A 13138-nucleotide genomic window follows, 5' to 3' on the forward strand; every position below is an offset into this window, starting at 1 on the left:
GGTGTTTCAAACCGCATTTACCGCCCCACATCACAAAGCAACGGAAGTGGGAAAACAAATCTTAGAAAAAGGCGGAACGGCTGCTGAAGCAATGGTCGCGGCTGCATCAATGATTGCAGTGCAGTACCCGCATATGAACAGTATTGGCGGTGACGGTTTTTGGTTAATCAGTAAACCGGGAGAAGCGCCAGTTGCAATCGATGCGTGTGGAGCGGCGGCACTATCAATCGACCCTGACTACTACCGCTCACTGGGAAGTGAACTGCCTGAAAAAGGTGGCGAAGCCTGTATTACCATGGCAGGTACAGTCGCCGGTTGGCAAAAAGCGCTGGAAATCGACGGTGGCAAACTGCCTTTAAGCACTCTGTTACAACCTTCTATTGACGCTGCACGAAACGGCATTGAAGTTACACAAAGCCTTGTCGATGCGAGTGTAAAAACCTTTGAGCGCTTAAAAGATGAAGCTGAATTCAGCCGTTTGTTCCTTGATAACGGTGAAACCTTAAAACTTGGTGCAACAGTGGTCAACCCAGCTCTGGCAAAAACGCTGGAAAGATTGGCAGAAGTAGGCTTGGATGACTTCTACCAAGGTGAAATTGCAGCGCAAGCAGCGAAAGAATTGCAAGAGGCAGGAAGCCCGTTAACCATCGAAGACTTTCACCAACACGATGCGCTGGTTACCACACCTTTGACTGTCGAGACATCAAAAGGTCAGCTTTATAACCTGGGTGCACCGACTCAAGGATTGGCATCGTTATTAATTTTAGCGATATACGATCGCTTAGCATCGCAAGCAAACTCAGAACTAGACCATATTCATTTGCTCGTCGAAGCGACAAAGCAAGCATTTATCATCCGCGACAAGGTCGTTACCGATGAGCGCTATTTAACTAAGCCACTGCAAGAGTACTTAGATGAAAGTGTGGTGGCTGAGTGCGCAGAGCGTATCTCATTAACCCAAGCGCAGCCATGGCCTTATCAGGCAAAACCGGGCGACACTATCTGGATGGGCGCAACCGACCAATACGGCACAATGGTGAGTTTCATCCAGAGTGTTTACTGGGAGTTTGGCTCTGGTGTGGTACTTCCATCAACCGGAATTATGTGGAACGTCAGAGGCAAAAGCTTCTCGCTAGATAGCGAAAATCACAATGCTTTAGTACCTGGCAAAAAGCCGTTCCATACCCTGAACCCAGCTTATGCTGAGCTTAAAGATGGCCGCCGCATTGTATACGGAACCATGGGCGGAGAAGGGCAACCGCAAACTCAGGCATGTTTATTCAGCCGCCACATTTACCAAAACATGTCTCTGCAACAAGCGGTGTCTATGCCACGATGGCTACTGGGCAGAACTTGGGGCGATGCGACAAACAACTTAAGACTTGAAGAAGACTTGTACAGCGAATACGGGCAAACATTAACGCAGATGGGCCACCAAGTGACTCAGGTTGAAAACTTGAGCGAGCTGATGGGACACGCGGGAGCAATAACCCTAGATCAGCAAGGACAGGCAGACGCAACGAGTGACCCTCGCAGCGATGGCGATATATTTTTAGGAGAGAGATAATGACAACTCAAACGCTATTTGAAACTTTGAACCCACCACAACGTTTGCTAATGGGTCCAGGCCCAATTAATGCCTATCCACGTGTGCATCAAGCCATTTCACAGGCTTTGATCGGTCAGTATGATCCGGTTATGACTGGCTACATGACGCAGGTTCAGTCGCTATATCGCGGTGTATTCGAAACTCAAAACCAACAAACTATGCTGGTAGATGGCACGGCTCGCTCAGGTATCGAAGCGGTACTTGTCTCAGTCATTAAGCCGGGCGACAAAGTACTTATCCCTATTATTGGTCGTTTTGGTCACCTGTTGGCTGAAATCGCGAACCGTGTTGGCGCAAAAGTACAAACCATCGATGTTGAATGGGGTGAAGTGTGTCCACCGGAACTGGTTGAAAAAGCGATCAAAGAGTTTCAGCCAAAACTACTGGCGACGGTCCAGGGTGATACTTCAACAACCATGAATCAGCCTCTGGCAGAGTTTGGTGAAATCTGTAAACGTCATGGCGTGTTGTTCTACTGTGATGCCACTGCATCGATTGCTGGTAATGAGCTTAAAGTCGATGAATGGAATCTTGATGCGGTTTCAGCTGGCCTACAAAAATGTCTTGGCGGTCCTTCTGGTAGTTCTCCAATTACGTTGAGCGATCAATGTGCGGACCTTATCAACCGTCGTAAACACGTCGAAGCAGGCATTCGTGCAGATCACCACACCGCTGGTGAAGAAGAAATCATTCGTTCTAACTACTTCGATTTGTCGATGATCATGGATTACTGGGGTCCTGAACGTCTTAACCACCACACAGAAGCAACCAGTATGCTTTACGCAGCACGTGAATGTGCCCGCATCTACCTTGAAGAAGGCGCTGATAACGTGATTGCTCGCCACAAGCAAGCGGGTGAGGCAATGGCGTGTGGTCTGCAAGCGATGGGCTTAGAGCTGTTTGGTAACCAGAAGTACAAAATGAACAACGTTGTCGGTGTCTACATCCCTAAAGAAGTGGATGGCAACAAAGTGCGTCAAGAGTTGCTTAATAGTTTTGGCATTGAGATTGGTACGTCATTTGGTCCATTGGACGGCAAAATCTGGCGCATCGGTACCATGGGCTACAATGCACGCCAAGAAGCGGTATTAACCACACTTGCAGCGCTGGAAGCGATCCTTATCCGCAATAAAGCCAAAATCATTCCGGGCCAGGCAGTGATTGCCGCGATGGAAAAATATGTTTAACGCCATTGGAGGGTGAATCAAGGATGAGCAAATTGGATGCCCAACGCATTATGGAACGTGCCGATCAACTGGCTACGTTTACCTCGATGCAAGATGGATTAAAGCGTACTTACTTATCGCTGGAGCATAAGCAGGCGCACCATCAACTCGGCGAATGGATGCAGCAAGCCGGGCTTGAAACATGGCAGGACAGTGTTGGGAACCAGTGGGGAAGGAAGGTATCTTCCAACCCTACCATGCCAACGCTAATTATCGGCTCTCACAGTGATACTGTTGCAGATGCGGGAAAATATGATGGAAACCTGGGGATACTCGTTGGTATTTCCTCGTTGGCGCAGCTCAAGAATGTTGAGCTGCCATTTCATGTCGATGTTGTCGCGTTTGCCGATGAAGAGGGCACCCGCTTCAACAGCACATTGATTGGTTCGAGCGCAGTTGCGGGTGTATTTGACCAAAACTGGCTGTCCCTGAAAGACAGCGATGACGTGACAATGTCACAGGCTATGGTTGAATTTGGTCTGTCTCCGCAAGAGGTCGGCAAGGATAGCCGTTCGCCAGATGAAGTGATGGCTTACCTGGAAGTGCACATTGAGCAAGGCCCTGTACTTGAAGCTCAGAACCAGCCTGTTGGTGTGGTGACTGGTATCGCCGGTGCGAAACGTTTCCAGTTTCAAGTAAAAGGCTTAGCAGGTCACGCAGGTACAGTTCCAATGGACATGCGTTTGGATGCCTTGTGTGCTGTGGCTGAAATGATCACTGCCATTGAGCAATATGGCAGTGAAAACAACGTCGTAGCGACAGTCGGTAAATGTGAAGTCGCACCTGGTTCTGTGAATGTTATTCCTGGTGAGGTTAACTTTACTTTAGACGTTAGAAGCCTGGAACAGTCAGATCTTGAGCGTGCTTGTGATGACCTACTGACGTCACTTAACGCGATTGCTGAGCGCCGTGAAGTAAGCTTCTCGGATAAACTGCTGTACCAAGCGAGTGCCGTGCCGTGTAACGCTTCACTACAAAGCCAGTGGGGTGACATTGTTGAGGAAGTGACTGAGTCTGAACCGGTATTTCTACCAAGTGGTGCTGGACATGATGCACTTGCGATGGTGCACTTAACGGACGTTGCAATGCTGTTTGTCCGTTGCGATAAGGGCATTAGTCATAACCCACTGGAAAGTGTTCAAGAGGATGACGTCGCGGTTGCTCTGCAATGTTTGACGCAAATGATCCTCGCTCAGCAGGAGCGCGAAACCGATGGAAACTAAACAACCACTGACGCATTCCGTTGTGCTGGGGATCGCAGGAAACTCGCCGGGTTATTTGGCACAGACCGGAGAGATCGCCGCGTTCAGCGAACAGCAAAAAGCCCAACAGCAGGAAGCACAGCGCCCACGAGCGCTGTTTCCTATGTTTGTTCGTCAACTTAGCGACTCTTATCTCGGACAGATGCCTTTCAGCTCATCTAAATTGGTGTTGCCTGAAGAGCAAGATGCCAAGGTTCAGATGGAGCCTGAGGTTGCGATTAAATGCAGCGTTACCTATACAGAGCAAGGCTTGGTTGCCGCTCTTACCCCTTTTGCGCTGACGTTAATCAACGATGCAACCTACCGCAACAAAACGGTATCTAAGCTAGCTGAGAAGAAGAACTGGGGCGCTTTTAGTAAGGGGATTGCCGAACTAGAGCTTCCTGTTGACTCATTTTCTGAGCAGACACCGCTTGATCATCTCAGATTGTGCGGCTTTCATAGCCGGAATGGGCAATGGCACTTGTGCAGTCAAGATGTGTCGGTGACGGAGTATAACGTTTTCTACCACTCCCTGACGGATTGGCTGGTGGAGACGATCAATAACCAAGCCGATGATGGCGCTATGCATAATACGCACAGTTTGTTCGTTGAAGCGAATCAACCAAGTGAAATTACTATTGCGATTGGCGCACCGTGTTATACAGCGTACGGTGAAGACCATCAGTTGCTTGATGGTGACCGGGTAGTTGTTTGTGTATACGATGACAGAGAGCACCAGTTAAGTGATATTGAGGCCATGATAGACTGTCCACCAGATCAGTGGCTAACTGCTTCGAGTATGATGTGGTTAGCGCAAACGGTTTATAAGAAACAATAAAATAATTAGCAAGGTAACAAAGAACGATGAAAACACAACGAGATCTGGCCAGCGCATTCTTTCGCATTGGCTTGTTTGGATTCGGCGGCGGCCCCACGATGATCCCTTTGGTTCATAAAGAAGTGGTCGACAATTATAAGTGGATGAGTGACGACGAGTTTGCCAACGTACTCGCCATTGGCAACACGCTACCTGGCCCAATTGCGACTAAAATGGCGGGTTATATCGGCTATAAAGTGGGTGGCAAGATAGGCTGTATCAATGCAGTTTTCATGACAATTATCCCACTGATTATCGTCATGATTGCGGGTTTAGGTTTACTCAACGAGTACCGCGATAAGCCATGGGTAGCGGGTATGGCTCAAGGGGTTTTACCGGTTGTGTCGTGGATGATGGCCAAGCTGACTTATGATTTCTTGCTCAAGGGTTATAAAGCACTCGGTGCAATTGCAACCGGTATTGGTATTGCGCTGTCTGTTTTGTTTATTGTGGTATTGGGTGTTCATCCGGGGCTGGTTGTAGCGGCAGTGCTACTTGCAGTATTGGTGAAACCAGACCCAAAGCCTAGTGCCGCAGAGCAAAACCTAAAACCAGAAAATAAAAAGGGATAAGCATGCAACTTTATATCGATATCTTCTTAGCATTTTTTATTCCTAACATTGTCGGTTATGGCGGTGGTCCTGCAATCATTCCTCTAATCGAGGCACAAGTGGTTGGCCAGTATGGTTGGATGAATGCCAGTCAGTTTGCCGAAGTCCTCGCTTTAGGTAACGCGCTTCCAAGTCCGATTGCGACAAAAATGGCGGGCTACATCGGTTATGAAGTTGGTGGAACGATTGGCGCATGTATCGCCGTGTTCGCGACGGTAGCACCTACCATCATCATCATGGTACTTGCGATGAGTGTGCTGTACAAATACCGCAACTCGCCAAAAGTAAAAGCGTTAGGTGCATGGGTACTGCCGATCATTTTCACTTTGATGCTATTGCTGAGCTACAAGCTGATCATGTCTGGTGGTGAGGCTGGCTGGGGACATTTTGCGTTGCTATTTGTCGTCGCGGGTCTGTGTCTGGAAAAATTCAAAGTCCATCCAACTTATGTGATTTGCGCAAGTTTAGCCTATGGTGCCTTCTTGCTGTAGTTTGCGCTTGTTTAAACAGACTGTGTAAATATTTAACTGGGCCGATACAAACGTGTATCGGCCCAGTTTTTAACGCATCCTTAATTCTTATCTTCAAAACTCACTTCATCGCCAATCCGACAAACTTTTTCACCACTTGCTAGTCTTTCTAACAAAACTGACACTTCTGCTTTAATACCAGGCACTTAAAGACTCTTATAGAGTCATTCCAGCGAGCCTTAGCGAGACTAGGAATCTAGTATCCGCGCACTGAGAATATAGAGAAATACCTTTGATCACCAAGTGCTCTGCTAGAAGATCCTGAATCACGCCTCTTCGTCGCTGTCCACAATAACGGTAGACTGGAATATTCTGCTCACTATTAAGTGAACGGGATTACACCTCCCTTTGCATTACAACTTCTCATCATTATCTGTCTCCTTGCTGTTACAGACATGTAACTTGCTCGCTTAAAAATCGAGATTTGCATCACTAAATATTGGCGAAATCTGCTCAATTTAGCTGTGCTCATAGCCCAATTTATCGAGGTGTAATTATATAAAAACAAGTTAAAACAACATAGTGCACTATGTGCACCTAAAGTTGAGTTGCGGTTGTGGATATAGCCGCTCTGCATGTACGTTTCAGTAACAAAATAAAAACATTTACACGGCCTGACTCCTTCAGAACGCGAATGGGTAGGCTTTTCCCTAGCGATCTACGTGATCAAATAGGGTTCCGATAACTTGAACGTACCTGGAGAATTCAAAGTGACAGTATCCACTTCCCAAAGCACAGTCTCGACTGCCTATTATGATTCAGAAGTGATGATTATTGGGGCTGGTCCAGTTGGTTTAATGATTGCGAACTATCTTGGCGCCCAAGGCATTAACGTAACGGTAATTGAACAACTGCCTACACTTATCAATTACCCACGCGCGATTGGTATTGATGATGAGAGTCTAAGAACGTTTCAGGCAGTAGGGTTAGCTTCAGAAGTAGTCCCTTACACAACGCCATATCATGCCATGCGCTTCCTCACCCCGAAAGGCCGTTGTTTTGCCGATATTCAACCAAATACTAACGAGTTTGGTTGGTCGAGAAGAAACGCTTTTATTCAGCCAAAGGCCGATCGAGCCCTTTATGATGGCTTAGAGCGATTTTCGAATGTCAATGTGCTGTTCTCACGTGAATTGGTTAATTTTGGTCAAGATGATGAACGTGCATGGGCAAACCTTACTAACGATAAAGGTGAAGAAGAACAAGTCTCTGCCAAGTACATGATTGCATGTGATGGCGGTAATAGCTTTGTCCGTCGTAACCTAAACATCTCGTTTGATGGTGAAACCGCCCCAAACCAATGGATCGTTATGGATCTGGAAAATGATCCAATTGGTACGCCTAACATCTATCTATGTTGTGACGCCGAACGTCCATATGTATCCGCAGCATTGCCACAAGGCATTCGTCGCTTTGAATTTATGGTCATGCCGGGTGAAACTGAAGAGGAACTCAGCAAGCCAGAAAACATGGATCGCCTGTTGAGCAAAGTGTTGCCATCAACAGAAAACATCAAATTTATCCGTCAACGTGTTTACACCCATAATGCTCGTCTTGCGGGAAAGTTCCGTGAAGGTCGAATCCTGCTAGCAGGCGATGCGGCGCACATTATGCCAGTTTGGCAGGGGCAGGGTTACAACTCAGGTATGCGTGATGCGAATAACCTGGCGTGGAAACTGTCTCTAGTGGTTAAAGGGCTGGCGGCCCCAAGTTTATTAGACACCTATCAACAAGAACGTCGTGACCATGCGAAAGCGATGATCGATCTGTCAGTTTTAGCCGGTAAGGTACTGGCTCCAGCTAAAAAATGGCAGGCAACGTTACGTGATGGCGTATCCTGGCTGTTGAATTATGTGCCACCAGTTAAGCGTTACTTTGTCGAAATGCGCTTTAAACCAATGCCTAAGTATCATCAGGGTGTGGTTGTTGAAGCTAAGCCTGCACTTAAAGACTCACCGGTGGGCAAACTGTTTATTCAGCCTATGGTTCGAGTGGGTAATGAGATCAGCAAACTTGATGATGTCATCGGTCAAAGCTTCGCAATCATCGCATGGGGCACCGACCCAATGCAGGGATTGAGTGAAGCAGAGATCCAACACTGGCAGCAACTCGGTACCAAGTTTATTCAAGTAGTTCCTTCAGTGCAGCTTAAGTCTCAGATCCAGACACATCCAGATGTGCTTTGTGTTGGAGATGAAACCTATGCGCTGAAAGATTGGTTCGGTCGCTACCCAGCTTCTGTCGCCATTATCCGACCTGATCGATTCGTTGCGAGTATTGCTATTCCACAGTCGATCAACTCAGTCTGCCAACAAGTACGTAAAGCGCTCAGCACAACTACTGTTCTGCGTGAAACTGCATCGAAAGTAGGTGCGCACGACAAGAAGGTAGCGTGATATGAGTAACGTCTATTTGCACTGTTTGTCGCATACACCGTTGGTTGGTCACTTTGACCCGGCACCAGAGGTTCTCAGTGAGGTTAATAGCGTTATTGAGGACGCTAAAAAGCGCATTGATGAGTTTGAACCAGAGTTGGTGATCTTGTTTTCCCCTGATCATTACAACGGATTTTTCTACGATGTTATGCCGTCGTTTTGTATCGGAACGGCCGCTCATGCGATTGGTGATTTTGGTACTTTAGCGGGACCGTTAAACGTACCTCAAGAGCTTGCTGAAGGGTGTGCGCAGTATGTATTAGCGAAAGGGGTGGACGCAGCGGTTTCTTACAACATGCAAGTAGACCACGGTTTCGCTCAACCTCTGGAGTTTCTGTTAGGCAGTCTTGATCGCGTTCCGGTTATCCCAGTGTTCATCAACGGTGTTGCGCCTCCAATGCCTGGTTTTCAGCGTGCTCGCTTATTGGGTGAAGCCATCGGTGAATACGCCAAGAGCTTAAACAAGCGCGTGCTATTTCTGGCTTCCGGCGGTTTATCGCACCAGCCGCCAGTACCTGAGCTAGCCACTGCCAACGAGCATATCGCAGACCGATTAAAAGGCAGCGGTCGCTATCTTCCTGAGGATGAGCGTATTGCACGAACCCAACGAGTCATTAATGCCGCCGTTGAATTTGTTCAAGACCAAAACACGTTACATCCACTAAACCCCGATTGGGATCGCACCTTTATACAGGACCTAGCCAATGGGCACATAAGCAAACTGGATGCGATGAACAATCAGGATCTATCAGATATTGCCGGTAAGTCCACTCATGAAGTGAAAACCTGGGTGGCGGCATGCGCGGCACTGTCTGTCTACGGACCTTACAAACCTGAAGGTTGCTATTACCGCGAGATACCAGAGTGGATCGCCGGATTTGGCTCTATGAGTGCAACCACAACAAATAACACAAAAGCAAAAGCTGTAAACGAGGAGTATAGCAATGTCTAATCTAGTTTTTACTGAACAAGAGACAAGCAAATTTGTTCATATTGAGGAAGGAGACCTCAACCTCAAACTGCATTACAACGATTGTGGCGAGGGAAGTGAAGTCGTGGTCATGCTACACGGCTCAGGACCAGGAGCGACAGGTTGGGCGAACTTTAACCGCAACATACAGCCTTTAGTTGCAGCGGGTTATCGCGTCATCCTTCTTGACTGTCCGGGTTGGGGCAAGAGTGACTCGATTGTTAATACTCAATCTCGTTCCGACCTCAATGCGACAGCATTGAAAGGTGTGCTGGATGCACTGGATATTGAGCGCGCGCATATAATCGGTAACTCCATGGGTGGGCACTCGGCGGTCGCATTCACTCTCTCGTACCCAGAACGCGTAGGTAAATTGATTCTGATGGGTGGTGGTACTGGCGGTGCTAGCTTGTTCACCCCTATGCCAGCAGAAGGTATTAAGCGCCTAAATCAACTTTACCGCGAGCCAACTATCGAAAATCTTAAAGAGATGATGGATATCTTCGTGTTTGATACCAGCGACCTGACTGAAGAACTATTCCAGACGCGTTTGAACAATATCCTGGCTCGCCAAGATCATCTTGATAACTTCGTTAAAAGCATCGAAGCCAATCCAAAACAGTTCCCGGATTTCTCTGCTCGATTAGGCGAGATTAAAGCCGATACTCTGGTCGTTTGGGGTCGTCAGGACCGTTTTGTTCCGTTTGATACCAGCTTACGTTTGATGGCAGGCATCCCTCAGGCGCAACTGCACGTTTTCAACCAGTGCGGTCACTGGGTGCAGTGGGAGCATGCTGATACGTTCAACCGATTGGTTGTCGACTTCATTAAGCATTAAGGAGAGAACCATGTCTGACAAGATAGAACAACTGGCACAGAGACTGCGTGAAGCAGAGCTGCAAAACCTGCCAATCTCTCCACTGCGTGACGAGATCGAAGGCGCTGGTGTACAGCAAGCTTACGCTATCCAACGTATGAATGTATCCGTAGCGGTCGAGCAAGGTCGTCGCATCGTCGGGCGTAAAATCGGTCTGACTAACCCTAAGGTTCAGGCACAGCTGGGCGTTGATCAACCGGACTTTGGCACTCTGTTTTCCGACATGTGTGTCGGTGACAATGAAGTGGTGCCATATGAAGCGGTCTTGCAGCCAAAAATTGAAGCGGAAATCGCACTGATTTTGGCGAAAGACTTACCGCAAAGTGACCCGACTATTGCCGAAGTGATGGACGCGATTGGCTGGGTAGTACCGGCTTTAGAAATCGTTGGTAGCCGTATTCGTGACTGGGATATTAAGTTTGTTGATACCGTGGCGGACAACGCTTCCAGTGGCTTGTATGTGTTGGGCGGACCAGCGCGTACAGTAGACGGTCTGGATTTTCGCGGCGCAACCATGACGATGTCACGCAACAACGAAGTCGTATCTCAAGGTGATGGCTCAGAGTGTCTTGGTAACCCATTAAATGCAGCAGTTTGGCTGGCTCGTACCATGAGCGCATTCGGTGAGCCATTACGTGCTGGCGATGTGGTATTGACAGGCGCGTTAGGTCCGATGGCAGCGGTGCAGCCAGGTGACAGATTTGATGCCGAAATAACAGGAGTTGGTCGAGTGTCAGTCTCCTTTACCGAACAACAGGAGAGTGAAAAATGAAAACCATGAAGGTAGCGATTATTGGCTCAGGCAACATCGGCACAGACTTAATGATAAAAGTGCTGCGCAATAGCCAACATCTAACCATGAGTGTCATGGTCGGGATTGACCCAGAATCTGATGGCCTGGCGAGAGCCCGCCGAATGGGAGTCACCACTACGCATGAGGGTGTGGAAGGTTTGATCAAATTGCCAGAGTTTAATGACATCGATATCGTTTTTGATGCGACGTCGGCTAACGCGCACGTCAGTAATGATGCCCTTCTGCGTGAGGCAAAACCGGGAATTAAGCTGATTGACTTAACCCCGGCTGCGATCGGTCCTTATTGCGTACCCGTCGTAAACCTTGAGCAAAACCTATCGAAGAACAACGTGAATATGGTGACGTGTGGCGGGCAGGCAACGATTCCTATTGTCGCGGCTGTAGCACAAGTGGCCACCGTGCATTATGCAGAGATTATTGCATCGATCAGCAGCAAATCGGCAGGGCCGGGTACTCGCGCTAACATTGACGAGTTTACCGAAACCACTTCTCAAGCCATTGAAACGGTGGGCGGCGCGAAGAAAGGCAAGGCGATCATCATTCTTAACCCGGCAGAGCCTCCTCTGATGATGCGCGATACCGTACACGTATTATGCGATAGCCAGGATGAAGACAAAGTCCGTGCATCAATCGAAGAAATGGTCAGCGCGGTTCAAAGCTATGTGCCGGGTTATCGTCTAAAACAAGCGGTTCAGTTTGAATCGATTTGCGAAGACAAGCCAGTTACGCTTCCGGGTTACGGTAAGTTCAGTGGGCTTAAAGTCTCCGCCTTTATTGAGGTCGAAGGTGCTGCTCATTATTTCCCTGCTTATGCTGGCAACCTCGATATTATGACTTGTGCGGCCATGGCGACCGCAGAACGTATCGCTCAATCTTGTCTGAACCAATAAGGAATACCCTCATGAATGAACAAAAACTGTATATCTCAGATGTGACATTGCGTGATGGTTGCCATGCGGTTCGTCACCAGTATTCCATTGAGCAAGTTAAATCGATAGCGCGTGCGCTTGATACCGCCAAAGTTGACTCTATCGAAGTCGCTCATGGTGACGGCTTACAAGGCTCTAGTTTTAACTATGGCTTTGGCTCTCATACCGATCTCGAGTGGATTGAGGCGGTTGCTGAAGAGTTGAGTCACGCTAAAGTCGCGACGTTACTTCTGCCGGGAATTGGTAGTGTTCACGATCTTGATAACGCTTATAACGCAGGGGCGCGGATCGTACGTGTTGCGACGCACTGTACCGAAGCGGATGTATCCCGTCAGCACATTGAACATGCCCGCAAGCTAGATATGGATACGGTTGGCTTTTTAATGATGAGCCACATGACCTCGCCACAGAACTTAGCGCTGGAAGCGAAAAAAATGGAAAGCTACGGCGCTACCTGTATTTACGTGGTGGACTCGGGCGGTGCGATGACCATGCAGGACATTCGTGATCGCTTCCGCGCACTGAAAGAGGTGTTGGACCCGCAAACCGAAACCGGTATTCACGCTCATCACAATTTGAGCTTGGGTGTCGCTAACAGTTTGGTGGCGGTTGAAGAGGGCTGTAACCGGATCGATGCGAGTTTATCAGGCATGGGCGCGGGGGCAGGTAATGCGCCACTAGAGGCCTTTATCGCTGCGGCAGACAAACTTGGCTGGAACCATGGCACCGATTTATATGCATTGATGGATGCTGCGGATGACATTGTGAGACCACTGCAAGAGCGCCCGGTTCGTGTTGACCGTGAAACGCTTGCACTTGGCTATGCCGGTGTTTACTCGAGTTTCTTGCGTCATGCTGAGCGTGCTGCAGAACGTTACGGTCTGAATACCGTGGATATTCTGGTTGAGCTAGGTAAGCGACGCATGGTCGGTGGGCAAGAGGATATGATCGTCGATGTTGCGCTTGATTTGCTGAAAAAACGATAGTCGTTCCCTCTGTAACAACACTCATTAAAT

Annotated in this window: 12 protein-coding genes; all 12 read left to right on the forward strand. The window is 48.3% G+C overall.

Going from position 1 to position 13138, the window contains the following annotated elements:
* Position 1: 1 nt before the first annotated feature.
* The 12 genes from OO774_RS07930 to dmpG all read left to right on the forward strand — a co-directional run bounded on the left by OO774_RS07930 (position 2) and on the right by dmpG (position 13108).
* Positions 2-1567, forward strand: a complete 1566-nt coding sequence (locus OO774_RS07930; protein ID WP_264906087.1) for a gamma-glutamyltransferase family protein — start codon at positions 2-4, stop codon at positions 1565-1567.
* Positions 1567-2796, forward strand: a complete 1230-nt coding sequence (locus tag OO774_RS07935) for an alanine--glyoxylate aminotransferase family protein (protein ID WP_264906001.1) — start codon at positions 1567-1569, stop codon at positions 2794-2796. Before OO774_RS07930 ends, OO774_RS07935 begins: the two co-directional genes overlap by 1 nt.
* A gap of 23 nt (positions 2797-2819) precedes the next feature.
* Complete coding sequence (locus tag OO774_RS07940; RefSeq protein ID WP_264906002.1) at positions 2820-4058, forward strand: allantoate amidohydrolase; 1239 nt, start codon at positions 2820-2822, stop codon at positions 4056-4058.
* Positions 4048-4917 (forward strand): DUF5718 family protein, encoded by an 870-nt coding sequence (locus OO774_RS07945; protein WP_264906003.1) that lies wholly within the window; start codon positions 4048-4050, stop codon positions 4915-4917. The genes OO774_RS07940 and OO774_RS07945 overlap by 11 nt, the downstream gene beginning before the upstream one ends.
* Before the next feature lie 26 nt (positions 4918-4943).
* Positions 4944-5528 carry a chromate transporter gene (locus OO774_RS07950; protein WP_264906004.1) on the forward strand — a complete coding sequence of 195 codons (585 nt, stop codon included), beginning with the start codon at positions 4944-4946 and terminating at the stop codon, positions 5526-5528.
* A 2-nt stretch (positions 5529-5530) separates the two neighbouring features.
* Complete coding sequence (locus tag OO774_RS07955; protein ID WP_264906005.1) at positions 5531-6058, forward strand: chromate transporter; 528 nt, start codon at positions 5531-5533, stop codon at positions 6056-6058.
* A gap of 749 nt (positions 6059-6807) precedes the next feature.
* Positions 6808-8493 carry a bifunctional 3-(3-hydroxy-phenyl)propionate/3-hydroxycinnamic acid hydroxylase gene (locus OO774_RS07960; protein ID WP_264906006.1) on the forward strand — a complete coding sequence of 562 codons (1686 nt, stop codon included), beginning with the start codon at positions 6808-6810 and terminating at the stop codon, positions 8491-8493.
* A 1-nt stretch (position 8494) separates the two neighbouring features.
* Positions 8495-9484 (forward strand): 3-carboxyethylcatechol 2,3-dioxygenase, encoded by a 990-nt coding sequence (locus OO774_RS07965; RefSeq protein ID WP_264906007.1) that lies wholly within the window; start codon positions 8495-8497, stop codon positions 9482-9484.
* Positions 9477-10340, forward strand: a complete 864-nt coding sequence (locus tag OO774_RS07970; RefSeq protein ID WP_264906008.1) for an alpha/beta fold hydrolase — start codon at positions 9477-9479, stop codon at positions 10338-10340. Before OO774_RS07965 ends, OO774_RS07970 begins: the two co-directional genes overlap by 8 nt.
* Positions 10341-10350: 10 nt before the next feature.
* Entirely contained in the window at positions 10351-11151 is an 801-nt protein-coding gene (gene mhpD, locus OO774_RS07975; protein WP_264906010.1) for a 2-keto-4-pentenoate hydratase, read from the forward strand.
* Positions 11148-12083, forward strand: coding sequence for an acetaldehyde dehydrogenase (acetylating) (locus OO774_RS07980; RefSeq protein ID WP_264906011.1), 936 nt, complete (start codon positions 11148-11150; stop codon positions 12081-12083). Before mhpD ends, OO774_RS07980 begins: the two co-directional genes overlap by 4 nt.
* Positions 12084-12094: 11 nt before the next feature.
* A complete protein-coding gene (dmpG, locus tag OO774_RS07985; protein WP_264906013.1) occupies positions 12095-13108 on the forward strand; it encodes a 4-hydroxy-2-oxovalerate aldolase in 1014 nt (337 codons plus the stop codon).
* The last annotated feature ends 30 nt before the right edge of the window (positions 13109-13138 follow it).

The sequence above is a fragment of the Vibrio sp. STUT-A11 genome (assembly GCF_026000435.1).
Lineage (GTDB): Bacteria > Pseudomonadota > Gammaproteobacteria > Enterobacterales > Vibrionaceae > Vibrio.